Source organism: Lysinibacillus sphaericus (assembly GCF_000600105.1).
GTDB classification, from domain to species: Bacteria; Bacillota; Bacilli; order Bacillales_A; family Planococcaceae; genus Lysinibacillus; species Lysinibacillus sphaericus.
Genome location: NZ_CP006837.1, coordinates 3,868,940 through 3,888,054, shown reverse-complemented (window position 1 = coordinate 3,888,054; position 19,115 = coordinate 3,868,940). Strand labels below are relative to the sequence as shown.

The window sequence follows — 19,115 nt, the reverse complement described above, 5'->3', positions numbered from 1 at the left end:
GATGACAAATTTTGATGTAGCACAATTAGCGCACGTGGAGCTTTTTACACCAAAACCAGAGGAATCTTTAAAATTTTTCACCGATTATATGGGGCTACAAATTACAGCGCGTGAAGGGCAATCGGTTTATTTACGAGGGTACGAGGATTTTTATCATCACACATTAAAGTTAACAGAAGGTAAAGAAGCTGGTCTTGGCCATTCGGCATGGCGTGCAAGTTCACCTGAAGCGTTAGAACGACGGGTTGCATCGTTAGAGAAAAGCGGCTATGGAAAAGGTTGGATCGATGGCGATTTAGGGCATGGTCGTGCTTATCAATTTGTTACACCTGATGGTCATAAACAAGAAATTTTGTGGGAAGTAGATTATTTCCAGCCAGCGGAAGATCAAAAAACATTATTAAAAAGCCGTCCACAAAAAAGGCCATTAATGGGTGTCCCTGCCCGCCGTTTAGATCATATCAATTTAATGTGTAGAGATGTAGCAAAAAATCGTGAATTTATGTCTGAACATTTAGGCTTTAAGCTACGTGAACAAATTGTCTTAAATAATAACGAAGAAATTGGTGCGTGGATGAGTGTGAGCCCATTAGTACATGAAGTGGCATTAATGAACGATCAAACTGGTAATAGTGGTCGCTTCCATCATATTGCGTTTTGGTATGGCTATCCACAGCATTTAATGGATACAGCGGATATTTTCGTAGAAAACGGAATTCAAATAGAAGCGGGCCCTGGAAAACATGGTGTAAGCCAAGCGTATTTCATGTATGTAATGGAGCCTGGTGGAAACCGAGTAGAATTATTTGGTGACTCTGGTTATCTCATTTTTGACCCTGACTGGAAGCCAATCACTTGGCGCGAAAATGAGTTAGATGAGGCGATTATTTGGTATGGCTCACCTCTACCTAATGAGTATTTCTTATATGGCACACCTGATCGTGCAGTGAAAGTTCCAGTGAAATAAATAGATGAGTAATAATGGTGATTAATAAATAGCGTGCCTAAATAGCTGTCTTAACTACTACTTTTTAGTATTTGAGACAGCACTAATTGATGAGGAGGTTATGTAATGGATGATCGTCTGTTTAGAAATGCAATGGGGAAATTTGCAACAGGTGTAACTGTCATTACAACAAATGTGAATGACACTATTCATGGCATGACGGCAAATGCGTTCATGTCTGTTTCACTTAATCCAAAACTAGTAGTGATCTCGATCGGGGAGAAGGCTTCAATGCTGGAGCATATCAAGCAAAGTGGGACATTTACAGTCAATATTTTATCAGCACAACAGCAAGAATTGTCTATGTTATTTGCCGGCCAACTAAAAGAAAAGCGCGAGGTCCAATTCAGTGATTTACAAGGGGCCCCAACAATTGAGGGTGCGCTTGCACAAATAAGCTGTGAAGTAGCGAGCACATATGTTGAAGGCGACCACACTTTATTTATCGGCAGTGTAAAGGACATTCAGCTAGAAGAAGGAGAGCCCTTACTATTTTTCAATGGAAGATACGGCTCACTTGCAGTGGAAACAACAATGCAGGCTTAGGAGGTTGACAATGGATAGACAACTTTATGCAAAGAAGTTATTAGAAGCAGAAGAAGCAAAGCGACCTATTGCCCCATTAACGTCCACTGTACCAGATATTACTGTCGATGACGCTTATACAATTCAATTACTTCAAATTGCAGCAAAGCAACAAATGGGCAAACACATTATCGGTAAAAAAATAGGTTTAACAAGCAAGGCGATGCAACAACAATTTCAAGTAACAGAACCAGACTACGGTCATATTTTATCGGATATGGTTGAGGTGGACGGTGCAACCATTTCTCTTAATCATTTTATTCAGCCGAAGTTGGAATTTGAAATAGCATTTATCTTGAAGAAGGATTTATATGGGCCCTCTATTACGGAGATGGATGTTATCGAAGCGACAGATTATATTGTGCCAGCTTTAGAAATTATTGATAGTCGTATTACCGATTGGAAAATTAATTTTGAAGATACAGTAGCAGATAATGGTTCTTCCGCAATGGTCATTATTGGCGGCACACCAACAAAATTGACTGAGGTAGATTTACCGCATATTGGTATGAATGTTTATCGCAATGGCGAGCTTTTTGATAGTGCAGCAGCGGCTGCTGTAATGGGAAATCCACTACGGGCAGTAGCATGGCTTGCTAACAAGCTAAGTAAATACCATATTGGCTTGCAAGCAGGGGAAATAGTTTTAGCAGGCGCATTAACATCAGCCGTAACGATAGAAGATGGAGATAGTTTTACAGCGGAGTTTGCTCATCTTGGTGCTGTTTCCGCCACGTTTAAAAGAAAGGAGGAGAAATAAAAGTGGTCAAATTGAAAGTTGCCATTCTGGGATCTGGAAATATTGGAACAGATTTAATGTACAAAATTGAGCGCAGTGAGGATTTAACGATGAGTGTAATGGTTGGAATAGAGCCAACATCAGAGGGCATTCAGCGTGCGAAAGATCGTGGCTATCATACCATTACAAATGGCATTGCAGGCTTAGTTGCACGTCCAGAGCTCTTCGATATTGTGTTTGATGCAACAACTGCTAATGCCCATAGTGCGCACAGTGAACAAGTACTGGCACTTGGCAAAAAGATAGTCGATTTAACACCGGCGGCTATTGGTCCATTTGTTGTGCCGTGTGCAAACTTGGAAAAGTACGTGGCAGTTGACAATGTCAATATGGTGACTTGTGGGGGGCAAGCGACGATTCCCATTGTGTATGCCATTAATCAAGTGGTGGATGTTACGTATGCAGAAATTGTGGCAACAGTGGCGAGTAAAAGTGCAGGGCCTGGCACACGCGCTAACATTGATGAATTTACACGCACAACAGCTAAGGCGCTAGAGGAAGTAGGCGGTGCAAACAAAGGGAAAGCCATTATTATTTTAAATCCCGCAGAGCCGCCAATTATGATGCGTGACACCGTACATGTATTAGTGAATGAAGGTGGCAAGGAAGAAGAAATTACAAAGGCTATTGAAGAGATTGTGAGCGCTGTACAACAATATGTACCGGGTTATCGCATGACGAGTGCGCCTATTTTTGATGGTCAACAAATATCAGTTTTTCTGGAAGTTGAGGGGGCGGGAGACTTTTTCCCACCGTATTCAGGAAATCTCGATATTATGACGGCGGCAGCAGTGCAAGTCGGAAATCAAATGGCTAGGTTGCAACATGGAACAGTCAAGTCGAACTAATTGGAGGTGAGGATGATGACAAAACAACTAACCATTTTAGATGTGACATTGAGGGATGGTAGTCATTCAATGCGTCATGCATTTACGGAGCAGCAAGTGCGAGAGGTTGCAAGAGGTTTAGGAGAAGCAAAAGTGAAATACTTTGAGGTTTCCCATGGGGATGGATTAGGTGGTTCCTCTTTGCAATACGGTTTTTCGAAAGTGGATGAACTGAAGTTAATAGCTGCGGCAAAAGAAGAATGTGGTGATGCTTCGATTTCAGTTTTAATATTACCTGGAATTGGTCTAAAGGAAGATTTGAAAAATGCTGTGAAGGCGGGCGCTACTATGGCGCGAGTTGCAACGCATGTTACCGAGGCCAATGTTGCTAGTCAACATATTTATTTAAGTCGAGAATTAGGATTGACAACAGTCGGCTTTTTAATGATGGCACATATGGCTCCGACGTCAGTAATAGTGGAGCAGGCGAAATTATTTGAAAGTTATGGAGCTGAAATTATCTATGTGACAGATTCAGCAGGTGCCATGCTTCCCCATGAGGTGAAAGAGCGGGTAGCTGCGCTAAAATCGCATGTTTCTTGCGAAATTGGCTTCCATGCCCATAATAATTTATCACTCGCTATGGCAAATACGATGGCTGCAGTCGAAGCAGGTGCTACGTATGTGGATGGTAGTTTACGCTGTTTAGGTGCCTGTAGTGGAAATACTCAAACAGAAGTGATGGTAGCAGTTTTCAATCGTTTAGGCTATGAAACAGGCATTGATTTATATCGAACAATCGACGTTGCCAATGAAGTAGTAGCACCATTTATGCCACAATCACAGGAAATAACAGGGTCTAGCTTAATGATGGGCTATGCAGGCGTTTACTCAAGCTTTTTACTCTTCACTCAAGAAGCAGCGAAAAAATATAACGTAGATGAACGCGAAATTTTAGTAGAACTTGGCAAAATGAAAGCAGTAGGTGGTCAGGAAGATTTAATAGCAGAGATTGCACGTAACTTAGCAGTTGTTAAGCAGTCAGTATAAAGGGAATGGAGGAACGAGCGATGATGAAAACCGATACGCTAGATCAAATTGCATATGCGTTGTATTTAGCAGAGCGGGATGTGTATGAGGTTACGAAGTTTGCCGAGCGCTATCCAGAATTAACCGTTGAAACAGCTTATGATATTCAAGACAAACTTATTGAACTAAAGTGCAAACATGAGCAAACATCCATCTCGGGACTTAAGCTCGGTTTAACAAGCAAAGCTAAACAGCAAATGATGGGAGTGCATGAGCCTACTTATGGCGTGTTATTAGCGAATATGGCGGTCAATGCCCAACATCCAATATCATTAAAATCACTTATTCACCCCAAAATTGAGCCAGAGATTGCCTTTGTGTTTAAGCAAGATTTAGTCGGCCCAGTAGTGACTGTCGCGCACGTACTGACAGCAACTGCGTATGTTGCACCTGCCATGGAAATAATTGATAGTCGCTATTTAAACTTCCATTTTACATTACCGGATGTAATCGCTGATAATTCCTCTTCCTCTCGCTACATAGTGGGTTCGCAAAAATATGCAGTGAATGAAGTGGATCTGGTTAATATGGGCTGTATTTTTACACAAAATGATGAAATGATTGCGACGAGTACAGCAGGTTCCGTTATGGGGCATCCAGCAAGAGCCATTGCATGGATGGCGAATAAATTAATTGCCCGTGGTCAGCATATTCGAGCAGGGGATATTGTACTTAGTGGCGCACTAACTGGTTCTGCTACAATGCATGCAGGAGATAGCTTTACTGTCAGTTTTGATGGAATGGAATCATTATCTGTTCAAGTGGAGCGATAGATAAGGAGGAGTCGAGATGCCATTTATTCAAGTAACGTTTATTGAGGGGCGAACGAAAGAACAGAAGGAACTATTAATAGAAGAACTAAGTAAAACCGTTTCTTCGGTACTCGAGGCACCACTGGAAACGGTTCGTGTATGTTTAAATGAAATCCCAAGTTCTCATTGGGGGATTGCAGGAAAGTCCATCCAACGTCGACAAAATGAAGAGTAAGGAGTGGTCTATCATGGCAAATACACAAACGAAATTGAAGGAAGTTAAACTATTCATAAATGGAGAATATGTAGAATCTTCTTCTCAAACATTGTTCGAAGTGAAAAATCCAGCGACTCAGGAAATTATTGCAAAAGTTCACGAAGCTAGTTTTGAAGATGTGGATCGTGCTTGTGAAGCTGCACGTCAAGCTTTTGAAGAAGGTCCTTGGCGAACGATGCCACTATCGGAACGTTGTGCAAAAATTCGACGGATGGCAGAAATCATCATCGAACGCAAAGAAGAGTTAGCACGCTTAGAAGCATTAGACGTAGGGAAGCCTTACCAAGTAGCGTTAGAGCGTGAAATCCCACGGGCAGCAGAAAATTTAAAGTTTTTTGCGGATTTTATGGAACAGCAAGGTGGTGAGGTATATCCAATGGATGATGCGTATTTAAATTATACGCGTTATGAGCCAGTTGGAGTGGCTGCATTAATTACACCATGGAATTTACCATTTATGCTGACAACATGGAAGCTTGGGCCATGTTTAGCTTCAGGGAATACGGCAGTTATTAAACCAGCAGAAATTACTCCACTAACCGTATCGTTACTTGGGGAGATAGCACAACAGGCTGGCATTCCAGATGGGGTCGTTAATGTCGTGCATGGTTTTGGTGTTCAGTCGGCAGGAGAATTTATGACGACACATCCTGAAGTTGATTTAATTTCTTTTACGGGGGAAACAACAACAGGGAAAGCTATAATGAAAAATGGTGGAGATTCATTAAAAAAGGTATCGTTTGAATTAGGTGGAAAGGCAGCTAATATTATTTTTGAAGATGCCAATTTAGATAAGGCCATTCCTGTCTCCATTCAGGCAGCATTTATGAATTCGGGTCAAGTATGCTTAGCAGGATCACGTATTTTAGTGCAGCGTACTATTTTAGATGAATTCCTCACACGCTTTAAAGAAGCGGCTGCAGCATTAGTTGTTGGCGATCCGCAAGATGCTAAAACAAATATGGGACCAGTCGTAAGTCAAGCCCATTACAACAAAGTAACTAGCTATTTAAGCATCGCTGAATATGAAAACTCTACGCTTATTTATGGTGGCAAACGTCCTGAATTACCAGCACATTTAAGTACTGGATATTACCTACAACCGACTATATATTTGCAGGAAAATGCTCAAGCACGTATTTGCCAAGAGGAAATTTTCGGGCCAATCGTGACGATTATTCCATTTGACACAGAAGCGGAAGCATTAGCGATTGCAAATGGCACAGAATATGGATTGAATGCAGTGGTCTGGACGGAAAATTTACAGCGTGCACATCGTATTTCACATGATGTGCGGGCGGGAACAATTTGGGTCAATTGCTGGTTTGTACGCGACTTACGTGCCCCGTTTGGCGGCTTTAAAAAGAGCGGCGTAGGGCGTGAAGGTGGTCACCATAGTCTAGAATTTTTCACTGAAGCAAAAAATATTTGTATTGCGTTAAAATAACACCCAAACAAAAAGTAGGGCAGACAACAACGGCATAGCCAAAAGTGTTAGATTATCTAACACTTTTCAGACTATAGACAAACTCGAAAAATTTCGAGTTTGCCTACAGTCTTTCTTCATTTTAAAATAAAAATAGATGTCTACTCCCGTTGATTTCCGCTACGTTCGGGCGCTTTCCGCGGGCACATCGTAAGCCGCAACTCTCGCTAACGCGCGGTCTGTTGCGTCTTACGTACTGTGCGTTCCCGCAGGAGTCGCCCGCCCTTCGCTACCAACAACTAGTAAACACTTCTAATTTTTTAAATTGCAAAAGCAAGAATAGCTAAGGTCCCCATATAGCAAAAAATTATGAACACCTTTCGTCTGTTTCTTAAATTTTTTTAGTTATGTCCCAGCCCCTTTTTCTTTTTGTCCAAACCTATTCGCAAAATAAACCCCTTTTTCGGGCATAAGAAAAAGCAGAGAGTAATCACTCTCTGCTTGCGTATGTTAATGATTAAAGGTCAATTGCTTTTACTTCGTCGATGTTTTCAAGTTGTGCAACGAATTTTAAATCTTCTTCTGTCACTACATTATCGATCGTTAGCATCATAACAGCTGTTCCGCCAACTTCAGCGCGTCCCACTTGCATCGTAGCGATGTTGATGTCTTTTTCAGCTAGTTTCGTTGCCACACGTCCAATTGCACCTGGTTTATCTGTGTTTTTAATGTAAAGAAGGTGTCCTTCTGGTACAACGTCTACTACATAGTTTTCTACTTTTACAATACGTGCGCCAAGGCCATTTAGTAATGTACCAGCTACTGTATGTGTTTCATTTGCTGTTTTTACTTCAATCGTAATTAAGCTTGTGAAGCCTTTAGCAGTAGTTGTTTTATGTTCGTTAATTTTCATGCCGATACGTTCAGATAAGTAGCGAGCATTAACGTCATTGACATGGTTGCCGTGGTTTTTAGCTAGTAATCCTTTTAATGCATTAGAAGTTAAAGGACGTACGTCGTAATTTGCTACTTCACCAGCATAAGATAAGTTAATCTCTTTTACAGGCTCTACTGTAACTTGTGATAAGAATGAACCAAGTTTTTCAGCTAATTCAAAGAAAGGTTCTACTTGTGCAAGAAGTTCTTTTGGAATTGAAGGCATATTAACTGGGTTTGTTACTGTACCTGTTTTGTAGAATTTAATAATGTCATTAGAAACGTCAACGGCTACAGATTCTTGCGCCTCAATTGTAGATGCACCTAAGTGAGGTGTTGCAATCACTTGTGGTAAAGTTAGTAATTTATGATCAGTCGCTGGTTCAGAAACGAATACGTCTAGTGCTGCACCTGCTACTTTGCCTTCTACAATCGCATCATATAAATCGTCTTCATTGATGATACCACCACGTGCACAGTTAATGATACGTACGCCATCTTTCATCATAGCGAATTTTTCTTTGTTAATAAGGTTACGTGTTTCAGGAAGTAATGGTGTGTGTACTGTAATGAAATCAGCAGCAGCACAAATTTCTTCTACAGTAGATTTTGTTACACCTAATTCATTTGCACGTTCATCAGTTAAGAATGGATCATACGCCATAATATTCATACGTTGCCCTTTTGCACGGTAAGCTACTTCTACACCGATACGACCGAAGCCAACAACACCTAATGTTTTATTTTTAAGCTCAACCCCAACATATGATTTACGGTCCCATTTACCGTTTTTCAGTGTGTTGAAAGCTTGTGGAATGTGACGAGCAAGAGAAGTCATCATGGCGATTGTATGTTCAGCTGCAGAGTTTGTGTTACCATCTGGAGCATTGACTACGATAATACCATGCTCTGTTGCAGCAGCTAGGTCAATGTTGTCAACACCTACACCAGCACGTCCAATTAATTTTAAATTTTTTGCAGCTTCGATTACTTCACGTGTCACAGTAGTTTGAGAACGCACAAGTAATACGTCAATATCAGCGATTTTTGCAATTAACTCCTCTGGTGCTAGCCCAGTATCAATAATAACGTTTAAGTTTAAATCTTTTTCTTGGCGTAGTGGGAAAATACCATCTTCACTTAGTGGGTCAGCGATAAATACGTTAATAGTTTTTGTTGCAGTTGTCATTTGTAATTAGCTCCTTTTAAATAAAATTATTAGTGGTGTCTCTATGTGACAGTCCGGATTTTGTAATATTGCGGCATCTTACAGCATGCAAACAATCTCCTTTCTTTATTCGAAACAATATAAAAGCCCTCCACGCCTTACAAACACAGGTATTGTGTCGTAAGGGGCGAAAGGCTGAATAAATATAGGTTCGCGGTACCACCCTTAATCACTGAACGAAAGGATTCCGTTGCAGTCTTAGCTATATGCGTAACGTGCATGTGACGGATAGGCTTACTTTGACAGTTTCGGCTTATCTATTCGGGAGTGGAACTATATCGTAGAAATCACTGATTTACACCAACCATCAGCTCTCTTTGGATTTTCTTTCGACTAGCGTGTCTCCGTCGTTATATTTTTGTGTGATTAAATTTGATAACATCATAATCCTTATTGTTCACCTTTGTCAACAATAAATCGAAAAAAGATTAAAATTCCTCACTTCAAAAGTCTGAAAAATGCCTAAAAACGAACTATATTAACTTTTTAATTTAATAACGTTCGTCTTTTTGCGGAGGACAATGTAAGCGCTAACGAATCTGTCAAGACAGGTGACATGGGGGATTTCTAGAGAATGAAATGATAAAAAAACAATAAATAATTATTGGAATATAATAGATTATTTCCAATAAACTTTCTTTATTTTGATGCGGAAGGCGAACAATTTTGTGCTGAAACATTTTTTGCAAAGTAATAATAAGTTAGAAGGTAAAGCAACAACAAGAGAAGAATGTATGTAAAGAAAGCTGGATTTAGATTTTAGGGGGTGTGGGTATGAAATACGATGTAGCGATTGTTGGTGCTGGACTGGCTGGACTTGTTGCCGCCTGTGAATTAATAGGTGCGAAGAAGCGTGTACTGTTAGTGGATCAGGAGCCTGAAAATTCGATGGGGGGACAGGCATTTTGGTCTTTTGGTGGCATCTTTTTAGTAAATTCACCAGAGCAAAAGAGGCTTGGCATTAAGGATAGTAAAGAGCTTGCATGGCAGGATTGGCTAGGGACTGCTGGTTTTGACCGATTGCAAGATGAGGATGCATGGGCTTACAAATGGGCACGAGCGTATGTAGATTTTGCTGCCGGAGAAAAATACGCTTGGCTTAAATCGTTCGGAATAAAGTTTTTTCCTGTTGTTGGTTGGGCTGAACGTGGGGGCTCATTAGCAGGTGGTCACGGTAATTCAGTTCCGCGTTTTCATATTGTCTGGGGAACAGGCCCAGGGATTGTAAAGCCATTTGCCGATAAAGTGAAAAAAGCGATTATGGATGGCTTGGTAGATTTTAAGCCGAGGCACCGTGTCGATGAATTTATACAAAAAGACGACAAAATTACAGGAATAAGTGGCACAATTTTAGCAGAAAGCTTTGCCCAACGTGGAGAGCAAAGCTCACGTCTTGGCATTGGTGCATTTTCCTATGAAGCAGATGCGGTTATTGTAGCAAGTGGTGGTATTGGTGCCAATATTGACTTAGTGCGCAAAAATTGGCCAGCTCGACTTGGGGCACCACCAAAAAATATGGTATGTGGTGTACCAGCGTATGTAGACGGCCGAATGCTAGAAATTACTGAACATGTAGGTGGCCGTATCGTTAATCGTGATCGTATGTGGCATTATACAGAGGGATTGAAAAATTGGGATCCAATTTGGCCCAATCACGGTATTCGGATTTTACCAGGCCCTTCCTCCTTGTGGTTTGATGCCGAGGGAAATCGCTTTGGGACACCCAACTTTCCAGGGTTTGATACATTAAGTACATTAGAGGCTATTCAAAAAACAGGTTATGATTATTCATGGTTTATTTTAACGGAGAAAATTATTGAAAAGGAGTTTGCTTTATCGGGTTCAGAGCAAAATCCAGATTTAACAAATAGAAGCATCCCGCAGTTGCTGAAACGTATATTGCCTGGTCCACCTGCGCCGATACAAGCATTCAAAAATCATGGTGAGGATTTTGTTATTGCGAACGATTTAAAGCAACTCGTCGATGGTATGAATAAGCTTGCAGGTAATGACTTGCTTGATTTTATAAAAATTAAGGAACAAATTCTAGCACGAGATCGCGAAATGGATAATAAATTTACGAAGGATGTCCAAGTGAATGCCATTTACGGAGCGAGAAATTATATTGGTGATAAGGTCGTGCGCGTTGCAAAGCCTCATAAAATGTTGGATACAAAAAATTGGCCATTAATTGCGGTGCGCTTAAATATTTTAACCCGTAAAACATTAGGGGGATTACAAACCAATTTAGATGGGGCTGTAATTGGTATGGACGGTCAACCAATGCCAGGGTTATTTGCAGCTGGAGAAGTGAGTGGTTTCGGTGGCGGTGGGGTACACGGATACCGCGCGTTGGAAGGCACATTTGTTGGAGGATGTTTATTCACTGGACGGCAAGTAGGACGATATTTAGCCCGTGCCAGTCACTCACACAATTAGGGTATCTGCGGGAAGCACGAAATGTAAGCCGCTTGCGGCTTACAACGTGCCCGCAGTGCCAGTCACTCAAACAATTTAACGTTGAACTTGTGCAATTATTGCGATTTGTTCTTCCACTTGCTCTTTTGTCCAGCCATTTTCTTCAACAAAGAAATTCCGTTTTGCGCGTCGGCAATCATCTGAACAGCTGCGCATATAAAATGCCTCATGCTTTTCCTCGCATAGCATTAATTTATGACATTCCGGATTCGCGCAATTTGTATAACGCTCTGTTGGCTCTCCGGTAAAATAGTCTTTGCCAACAATCACATGCTCTACTTGATTAATCGGCACACTGCGACGGCGGTCAAAAACAAACATCTGTCCATCCCATAATTGTCCCTGAACGTCAGGGTCTTTAGCATACGTGGCAATGCCGCCATGTAATTGACCGACACTTTCACCATAGCCCTCACGCTTTAACCAACCAGAGAACTTTTCACAGCGAATGCCGCCTGTGCAATAAGTTAAAATATCTTTACCAGCAAAATCCTCTTTATGTTCCTCCATCCAAGCAGGAAGATCACGGAAGTTTTCAATATCTGGACGCACAGCATGACGGAAATGTCCTAAATCAAATTCATAATCATTTCGGGCATCGATAATAACGGTATTATCTTTCTGCATACGCGTCATAAATTCCTTAGGTGTTAAATAATCGCCCGTTATTTCTAATGGGTTAATATCCTGTTCTAGCCCTAGGTGGACAATCTCTTTACGAGGACGTACATGCATTTTTTTAAAGGTATGTCCTTCTGCTTCATCGATTTTCCACATAATATCTTTAAAACGAGGATCTGCCTTCATATGATTCATATAGCGTTCGGTTTGCTCAACCGTACCAGATACTGTCCCGTTAATGCCCTCTAATCCTACTAAAATACGACCGAGTAAACCAAGTTCTTTACAGAATGCTAAATGCTCTGCTGCAAATGCTACAGGATCCTCGATAGCAACATATTTATAATAAAGTAATACACGAAAGTCCTTTTGTGTCACAAAAATACCCACCTTTAATTTCATTATTCGACATTAAATATAGCATAACAACAGCTATTTTGCGTAGAACAGAAGGAGTTTTCCAAAAAAAGACGAATAGTACATAGTGAATGACTATTCATATTTGGGGGTGTGGGACATGGAATTTTCAACAATTACATTAGAAAAATTAGAGCGTCGTGCAACATTAACACTCAATCGACCACAAGCTATGAATGCAATGGATGATGTGATGATGCGTGAATTAGCGGAGTGCTTTGAAGCATTACAGCAAGAACAGGAAATACAGGTATTAGTTATTCGCGGGGAAGGTAAAGTTTTTTCTGCGGGTGGAGATATTAAAGCAATGCTTGATCCTAATAAGCCATTAAATATTGATGAGGCAATGGGCTATTTAACTCGTATTGTTAAGGCTTATTACCAACTACCAATGATTGTAATAGCAGCAGTTCATGGTGCTTCAGCGGGGTTAGGATTTAGTTTAACACTTGGTGCAGATATTATCGTTGCTTGTGAAAATAGCAAGCTGGCAATGAACTTTATCGGGATTGGCTTAATACCAGATGGTGGGGGTCATTTCTTTATGAAGGAAAGAATTGGTACCGTAAAGGCAAAACAAATGATTTGGGAAGGAAAAGTGCTAACAGCCGAGGAAGCACATAGCGTAGGCTTAATTGATTATGTTGCACCTGAAGGGTCGGTTTTTGCAGTGGCTGATCAGTTAGTAGGAAAGATGCTTGCATCACCAATTGCGTCAATGATTATGACAAAAAGAATTTTGCATAGTCAAAATATGCCTCAATTAGAGAGCATTTTAGCGATGGAAGCTCAGGGGCAATCAGCTATGCGAAAAACGGCAGATCATTTAGAAGGCATTCATGCATTTGTTGAAAAAAGAACACCTGTCTTTGTAGGACAATAAGGCATTCCTGGAATTGAGGTATAGGTCACAGCTTAGCAAAGAACAGGCTGGATAAAAGTACGATTGATGTTTTGATAACAATAGACTATACAACGTAAGCCCCGCCACGAACATTTCTGTAGCGAGACAACGAGATTCCGTTGCATGCATGATGCAAAAGAGAATGCTCGATGCTCGACCACAAAAAGCGAAGTGGCGGGGCTTACCTATTTTCAAAGATATAGCTAATTACAATGTGACATGCGTCATCATTTAAACATGGAATAATATTAATTTTCCAGAAGAGTTAACAAGGCGATGTGTTTTTTCCGCAACTCCCTTTTCTTCGATTTGCTGTTGACCGTTTACTTTTGCAGCTTCATCGTTTTCAAATGTCCAAGTTTCATCATACAAAGTTTCACCAGTTTTCTCAAAAGCTGTAAAACGATAATTATTCATACACAAACCCCACCCTTTACTAAATTATATCTCTATTATACATAGAAGAAATATAAACTTCACGGTATATCTAGCGAATATTTCGATAATTTACGAAAATTGTGGAAAATTTAGTACAACCTTAAGAAGAGCTGTTACATGAATTCGTTTCTCATATTGTAGGAAGTATGATAAAATAGAACAAATATTCGCTTTTGATTCATCCTTTCTGTAGATAGGCACAAATCTACAAAAAAATTAAAATCTAGACTTAATGATGAGATTCAATTTATTTATAGAGGTGATTAGATGTCCGCAATTCGTTTTTTCCATATGGCAGATTTACATTTAGATAGTCCTTTTAAAGGCTTATTTGGATTACCTGACAGTAATCTTAAGAAAATTAGAGCAAGTACCTTTGAAGCATTTGATAAAATTATTCATATGGCAATCGAAGAAAGACCAGATTTCTTGCTGATTGTTGGGGATATTTATGATGGAGAAAATCGTAGCTTACAGGCACAAAGACGTTTTCAAACAGCAATGGAAACACTTTTTGAGCATAACATCCCCGTTATTGTCAGCTATGGCAATCACGATCATTTACATGGTTCTTGGACCCGCTTTGCCTTGCCAAGCAATGTCTACGAGTTACCAGCAGATACGAGTGTTGTGCAATTAAAAATTCGTGGTCAGCAGGTCAATATTTATGGCTTCAGCTATGGTCAGCGTCATGTAAAAGAAGCGATGATCCATCATTATCCAGTGGCGCAGGATCAGCATGCAATCCATATAGGTATGTTGCATGGCAGTGAAGCCAGTGATTCAACGCACGCGGTTTATGCACCATTTAAAAAAGAACAACTTCTTGCAAAAGGATATCATTATTGGGCGCTTGGCCATATTCATAAACGACAGTTATTACACAAAGAACCACCTATTGTTTATCCAGGCAATATTCAAAGCCGCCATCGTAATGAACAAGGTGTAAAAGGATTTTACGATGTAACCTTGTCACAAACCACAGCTAATTTAACATTTGTACCAACTTCTGCTGTTGTTTATAACGTCGTGGAAGTGGATTGTACAAATGTAATGCATGCTAACGAGTTACTGCAAAAATGCGAGGAGGCTATCGCCAACAATCGCATGGAATATGGTGCATCAGTTATTGACTTGCACTTGCACCATATAGATGATGAAGCTGAAACATTATTTGAACATGCCACGATAGATGAATGGCTAGAAACTATTCGGGAAGCAGAGGATGGCATTGAACCGATGGGGTGGGTGCAAAAACTATTTATCCACAAAAGTATAGCTTCTTCTGAATCGACAGCTATAACAGAATCGGTCATAAGCGTTATGGATCAATGGGACATTACGGAGTGGAAGGATATTTTAAAGGATTTGTACCAACATGCGAGTGGTGCGAGATTTGTTGAACCTTTAACGGAACGAGAAATTGAGCATTTGAAGCTTGAGGCGCAGGCGTTATTAGCGGATGAAATTCAAAGGGTGTGAGAACTTTGTTGACGATACAGAAAATCCACATTTACGGCTTTGGTAAACATGAAAATATCACCATTTCCCTCCAAGATGGTGTGACCATTTTTTACGGTATGAATGAAGCTGGGAAAACGACAATCCAACAATTTATATTGCAGATGCTTTTTGGTTTTCCAACAAAGCAGCAAAGCCAGCGGAAATATGAGCCGAAGACATCACCGAAATTTGGCGGTCAGTTGACCATTCAACACCCAATATATGGTCAGTGTACAATTGAACGTGTAAAAGGAAAGGCAACTGGCGATGTCACAGTTTATACAGAAGATGGTACAAAGGGGCATGAGGAACTGTTAGCGAAGCTTTTGTATGGCTATTCACGCGCATCATTCGAAGCTATTTTTTCATTTTCCATTCATGAACTACAAGGCATCGAAAAAATGTCGGAGGATGAACTGACGCATTTATTGCTCGCATCGGGAACGACCGGTATTCACCAACTATCTGCACTTGAAAAGAAATTAGACAAAGATGCTGGCGAACTTTTTAAAAAATCTGGGAAGCTACCACTTATTAATCAAAAGATTGAACATTTAAAGCAGCTTGAAAAGACGATTAAAAAAGAACAGGCGACCATTCAGACCTTTGAAGCTAAGTCGCTCAAATTACAGCATCTCGAACACCAGTTAAAGGAATTATACAACCAGCAAAAAACATTGCAACATGAATGGCAACAACTTACTATCATGAAACAAGCGCTGCCACTTATTGAACAGCAAGATAAGCTACAGCAGTCACTGAATAGCAATGCACCTGTTCAATTCCCTCCAGAAGGGATTAGACGCTATGAACAGTTAAAAGATCGATTAACGCATGAAACGTTGCAACTGACGCAACTAGAGGACCAATATCAAGCTCTACAAAGTAAGCTACAATTGACTGCGGATGAACAGACCATTGAAGAAATGACAAGGCTGACGCATAAAGAAGCAACGTGGAATCAGCTTGTTGTTAAAGAACAGAACTTAAAGGACGAGCTATTTGTCTTACAGCAAGACATCGAAGCCCAGTTTCGTTTATTAGGTGTGCAAGAAAATGAAGCGCAAGCAATACTTCTTGAGGGAACTGTATCTTTACAACAAGAGGAACAATTTCAACGACACTTGACCGTATTAAGTACAACAGAAGAAGAGTTAAAGTTTTATTTACAATCATTGGAGCAAATACATGAGGAATTAGATAGCATTACTAGACAGAAAAAGCAGCTTCAACAGGAGGCATTAACTGCTGAGGAAGAACATATTTTAGCACAGTGGCCCCAGAAAAAAAGGCGCTTGGAACAATTACGACATGTTCCGTTACAACGCTCGAAACCGAAGCAACCGATACTTTTTATCTATCTCGTGTTAGCTTTAAGTATTGTGGCAGTTGTTTATGGTGTTGTTGAAAAGAATTGGGCGGTCATTGTGATTGGAGCCATCTTAGGGTTATTATTCTTATTGTTTTTAAAACATGTTAAACAAGTGGAAGAAGAGCCGCTGGAGCGTAATAGCCACTTATTAAAAGAACTAGAGCAAGAAGAACACTTAGTTCAACAGTTGCTTGCGAAAAAACAGCGTCTTGAAGATCGGTGGATAGTAGCTAATGAACAACAGCGCGACAAAGAACGCCAATATGCACAGCTCGAACATAAAATTCAACAAGCTGAACAAACAAGCGCTGAAGCAAATCAAATGCTGGAAAACTTTTTGCGGCGTTTTCGTTTAGAAGGAAATGTGCCAAGGACTTTATTGCCGGAGTTGTTTATGCGCATTCGCACTGTACAGGAAATGGACGTAAAGCAAAGGAGCACATTCAAGCTTTTGCATGCGATACAAAATGAAAAAAACGAGCTTTATGAAGCGGTACAGCAAGTTTTAAAAAATGAATATAGTGAGCAGGAAATTTTTATGCATCTGCGTGCTAGCTATTTAGCGATTCAGCAGGCACAACAACAAATGTTGCAAACAACAGAACAAGTTGCCCAGCTACTATCAAAAAAGCAAGAGGTACAATCACTTTTGCAAAACTATGAATCACAAATCGCACAGTTATTTACTAGCGCAAACGTCAATTCAGAACACGCTTTTTATGAGATGTTTGAGCACTTTCAGCAGCAACAAAAGCTACAGGCACAATTACAAACAATTCAAAATCAGTTGGCTTCTTTAGAAATACAGCAGCAAGAGCGTTTGCTAAATGGGGCACAACTTCATGAAAAAATACAAGCTGTAGAAGAAGAGCGCAATGCCCTTCAAGTGTCAATTGATCAATGTCTAGAAGAGCGAGCTACATTGCAGATTGAAAAAGAACAATTGCTCAACGACGAAAAATATGGACTATTGCTGCAACAATTTGAGCAAGAAAAAGCACTATTGCAACAACTGATAGAACAATGGGCTAGTAAAAAAATGTTGGCAACCGCAATTCATGAAACATTATTCCGCCTACGTGAGGAGAAATTGCCACATGTCCTTACGCAAGTAAATGCTATTTTCCACTCCTTAACAGCTGGTCGTTACGATAAGCTCTTTATTCATGAAGAAGGCTATTTCGAAGCACAAGCTGTTTCTGGATTACGCTATCATGTGGCAGAATTATCACAAGCCACAAAGGAGCAAGCTTATATTTCTCTGCGAATGGCACTTGCGAAAACCCTTGCAACTTCAGCACCATTCCCGTTTATTATGGATGATCCTTTTGTCCATTTTGATCGAAACCGTACAAACAAAATGGTACAATTAATGAAAGAAGTAGGATATGAACGTCAAATTTTATATTTTACTTGCCATGAAGGGATGCTCGAACTTTGGCAAAAAGAACAAATTGTCGATCTAGGAGCACTAGCAAATGAAAGGGGAGTGACGTCCACATGAAAGGTATTACGACGCTCCAAGTAGGAGAATCAGTTGATCAATTTTTATTAATTAAACAGTCGACAAAAGGGGTTACCACTGTAGGTAAGCCATTTATGTCACTATTACTACAAGATAAAAGTGGAGATATTGAGGCGAAACTATGGGACACAAACGAAGAGCATGAAAAAATGTATCATGCAGAGGCGATTGTCCATGTAGGTGGAGAAATTCACGACTATCGCGGGAAAAATCAATTACGTATTAAAACGATTCGTGTGGCAAAACCAGAGGAGGGAATTGCAGTAAATGATTTAGTTCCTTCTGCAGCTACTCCAAAAGAACAGCTTTACGAAGAATTAACGCAATTTTTCTTCGATATTAAAAATCCGAATATTTCTCGTATTACACGTGCAGCTATTAAAAAGCACCAGGATGCTATTTTAGTATATCCAGCAGCAACAAAAAACCATCATGATTATGCTTCTGGCTTGCTGGATCATATGGTATCGATGCTGAGACTAGGAAGAGCAATTGCTGATTTGTATCCAACGTTAAATCGTGATTTGTTATACGCGGGCATTATTTTACACGATATAGGTAAAGTTGTTGAATTATCTGGACCTGTGGCAACAATGTACACAGTGGAAGGGAATTTACTTGGTCATATTACCATTATGGTCAATGAAATAGCTAAAATCGCAAGTGAGCTTGAAATCGAAGGCGAAGAAGTGATGCTTTTACAACATTTAGTACTTTCACATCACGGGAAAGAAGAATGGGGCAGTCCGAAAAAACCGATGATTCAAGAAGCGGAAATCTTACATTATATTGATAATATTGATGCAAAAATGAATATGCTTACGCGAGCATTGGGTAAAACGGCTCCTGGAGAATTTACAGAGCGACTATTCCCACTCGATAATCGTTCGTTTTACAAGCCAAGTATTTAGTAAACAAAAAGGAAATAAAAA

Annotated in this window: 16 protein-coding genes; 13 read left to right on the top strand and 3 right to left on the bottom strand. The window is 40.2% G+C overall.

Translation table 11 applies throughout. The features are described from left to right. The first annotated feature begins 1 nt into the window (after nucleotide 1). The 8 genes from T479_RS18795 to T479_RS18760 all read left to right on the top strand — a co-directional run bounded on the left by T479_RS18795 (nucleotide 2) and on the right by T479_RS18760 (nucleotide 6,782). On the top strand, nucleotides 2-967 hold the full coding sequence (locus T479_RS18795) for a catechol 2,3-dioxygenase (protein WP_024362311.1): 966 nt from the start codon (nucleotides 2-4) through the stop codon (nucleotides 965-967). A 105-nt stretch (nucleotides 968-1,072) separates the two neighbouring features. Next, nucleotides 1,073-1,552 (top strand): flavin reductase family protein, encoded by a 480-nt coding sequence (locus tag T479_RS18790; RefSeq protein WP_025220522.1) that lies wholly within the window; start codon nucleotides 1,073-1,075, stop codon nucleotides 1,550-1,552. 10 nt (nucleotides 1,553-1,562) lie between these two features. After that, nucleotides 1,563-2,351 (top strand): 2-keto-4-pentenoate hydratase, encoded by a 789-nt coding sequence (locus T479_RS18785; RefSeq protein ID WP_025220521.1) that lies wholly within the window; start codon nucleotides 1,563-1,565, stop codon nucleotides 2,349-2,351. 2 nt (nucleotides 2,352-2,353) lie between these two features. Continuing rightward, nucleotides 2,354-3,238 (top strand): acetaldehyde dehydrogenase (acetylating), encoded by an 885-nt coding sequence (locus tag T479_RS18780; protein WP_025220520.1) that lies wholly within the window; start codon nucleotides 2,354-2,356, stop codon nucleotides 3,236-3,238. A gap of 15 nt (nucleotides 3,239-3,253) precedes the next feature. Next, nucleotides 3,254-4,267, top strand: coding sequence for a 4-hydroxy-2-oxovalerate aldolase (gene dmpG / locus T479_RS18775; RefSeq protein WP_137036951.1), 1,014 nt, complete (start codon nucleotides 3,254-3,256; stop codon nucleotides 4,265-4,267). Between the two features lie 20 nt (nucleotides 4,268-4,287). After that, complete coding sequence (locus T479_RS18770) at nucleotides 4,288-5,079, top strand: 2-keto-4-pentenoate hydratase (protein ID WP_025220518.1); 792 nt, start codon at nucleotides 4,288-4,290, stop codon at nucleotides 5,077-5,079. Between the two features lie 16 nt (nucleotides 5,080-5,095). Next, nucleotides 5,096-5,293, top strand: coding sequence for a 2-hydroxymuconate tautomerase family protein (locus T479_RS18765; protein ID WP_024362305.1), 198 nt, complete (start codon nucleotides 5,096-5,098; stop codon nucleotides 5,291-5,293). A gap of 13 nt (nucleotides 5,294-5,306) precedes the next feature. Next, nucleotides 5,307-6,782 (top strand): aldehyde dehydrogenase, encoded by a 1,476-nt coding sequence (locus T479_RS18760; RefSeq protein WP_038509941.1) that lies wholly within the window; start codon nucleotides 5,307-5,309, stop codon nucleotides 6,780-6,782. Nucleotides 6,783-7,278: 496 nt separating this feature from the next. Here T479_RS18760 and serA read toward each other — a convergent pair whose 3' ends face one another. After that, a complete protein-coding gene (gene serA / locus T479_RS18755) occupies nucleotides 7,279-8,886 on the bottom strand; it encodes a phosphoglycerate dehydrogenase (protein WP_024362303.1) in 1,608 nt (535 codons plus the stop codon). An 813-nt stretch (nucleotides 8,887-9,699) separates the two neighbouring features. Between serA and T479_RS18750 the strand changes: the two genes are divergently transcribed. After that, on the top strand, nucleotides 9,700-11,364 hold the full coding sequence (locus tag T479_RS18750) for an FAD-binding dehydrogenase (protein WP_025220516.1): 1,665 nt from the start codon (nucleotides 9,700-9,702) through the stop codon (nucleotides 11,362-11,364). A gap of 75 nt (nucleotides 11,365-11,439) precedes the next feature. On the opposite strand, the gene trhO is transcribed toward T479_RS18750, so the two are convergent. Next, a complete protein-coding gene (trhO, locus tag T479_RS18745; protein ID WP_038509938.1) occupies nucleotides 11,440-12,402 on the bottom strand; it encodes an oxygen-dependent tRNA uridine(34) hydroxylase TrhO in 963 nt (320 codons plus the stop codon). 139 nt (nucleotides 12,403-12,541) lie between these two features. Here trhO and T479_RS18740 point away from each other — a divergent pair, with 139 nt between their 5' ends. Beyond that, nucleotides 12,542-13,324, top strand: a complete 783-nt coding sequence (locus T479_RS18740) for an enoyl-CoA hydratase (protein WP_024362300.1) — start codon at nucleotides 12,542-12,544, stop codon at nucleotides 13,322-13,324. Between the two features lie 252 nt (nucleotides 13,325-13,576). Here T479_RS18740 and T479_RS18735 read toward each other — a convergent pair whose 3' ends face one another. Further along, nucleotides 13,577-13,762, bottom strand: coding sequence for a YhzD family protein (locus T479_RS18735; RefSeq protein ID WP_024362299.1), 186 nt, complete (start codon nucleotides 13,760-13,762; stop codon nucleotides 13,577-13,579). A gap of 288 nt (nucleotides 13,763-14,050) precedes the next feature. On the opposite strand from T479_RS18735, the gene T479_RS18730 reads away from it, so the two are divergent. From T479_RS18730 to yhaM, 3 genes are read left to right on the top strand one after another with little or no spacing between them, the layout of a single operon-like run. Next, entirely contained in the window at nucleotides 14,051-15,265 is a 1,215-nt protein-coding gene (locus T479_RS18730) for a metallophosphoesterase family protein (RefSeq protein WP_025220515.1), read from the top strand. After that, a complete protein-coding gene (locus T479_RS18725; RefSeq protein ID WP_249038316.1) occupies nucleotides 15,262-18,162 on the top strand; it encodes an AAA family ATPase in 2,901 nt (966 codons plus the stop codon). Before T479_RS18730 ends, T479_RS18725 begins: the two co-directional genes overlap by 4 nt. Beyond that, on the top strand, nucleotides 18,159-19,094 hold the full coding sequence (gene yhaM / locus T479_RS18720) for a 3'-5' exoribonuclease YhaM (RefSeq protein WP_025220513.1): 936 nt from the start codon (nucleotides 18,159-18,161) through the stop codon (nucleotides 19,092-19,094). The genes T479_RS18725 and yhaM overlap by 4 nt, the downstream gene beginning before the upstream one ends. Nucleotides 19,095-19,115 lie beyond the last annotated feature (21 nt).

Excerpts from the sequence above, each read along its gene's own strand:
- T479_RS18760 (WP_038509941.1), top strand. The coding sequence starts at position 5,307 with ATGGCAAATACACAAACGAAATTGAAGGAAGTTAAACTATTCATAAAT.
- T479_RS18740 (WP_024362300.1), top strand. The coding sequence starts at position 12,542 with ATGGAATTTTCAACAATTACATTAGAAAAATTAGAGCGTCGTGCAACA.
- T479_RS18730 (WP_025220515.1), top strand. The coding sequence starts at position 14,051 with ATGTCCGCAATTCGTTTTTTCCATATGGCAGATTTACATTTAGATAGT.
- T479_RS18735 (WP_024362299.1), bottom strand. The coding sequence starts at position 13,762 with ATGAATAATTATCGTTTTACAGCTTTTGAGAAAACTGGTGAAACTTTG.
- serA (WP_024362303.1), bottom strand. The coding sequence starts at position 8,886 with ATGACAACTGCAACAAAAACTATTAACGTATTTATCGCTGACCCACTA.
- T479_RS18750 (WP_025220516.1), top strand. The coding sequence starts at position 9,700 with ATGAAATACGATGTAGCGATTGTTGGTGCTGGACTGGCTGGACTTGTT.
- T479_RS18765 (WP_024362305.1), top strand. The coding sequence starts at position 5,096 with ATGCCATTTATTCAAGTAACGTTTATTGAGGGGCGAACGAAAGAACAG.
- T479_RS18770 (WP_025220518.1), top strand. The coding sequence starts at position 4,288 with ATGATGAAAACCGATACGCTAGATCAAATTGCATATGCGTTGTATTTA.
- dmpG (WP_137036951.1), top strand. The coding sequence starts at position 3,254 with ATGACAAAACAACTAACCATTTTAGATGTGACATTGAGGGATGGTAGT.
- T479_RS18790 (WP_025220522.1), top strand. The coding sequence starts at position 1,073 with ATGGATGATCGTCTGTTTAGAAATGCAATGGGGAAATTTGCAACAGGT.
- T479_RS18795 (WP_024362311.1), top strand. The coding sequence starts at position 2 with ATGACAAATTTTGATGTAGCACAATTAGCGCACGTGGAGCTTTTTACA.
- yhaM (WP_025220513.1), top strand. The coding sequence starts at position 18,159 with ATGAAAGGTATTACGACGCTCCAAGTAGGAGAATCAGTTGATCAATTT.
- T479_RS18785 (WP_025220521.1), top strand. The coding sequence starts at position 1,563 with ATGGATAGACAACTTTATGCAAAGAAGTTATTAGAAGCAGAAGAAGCA.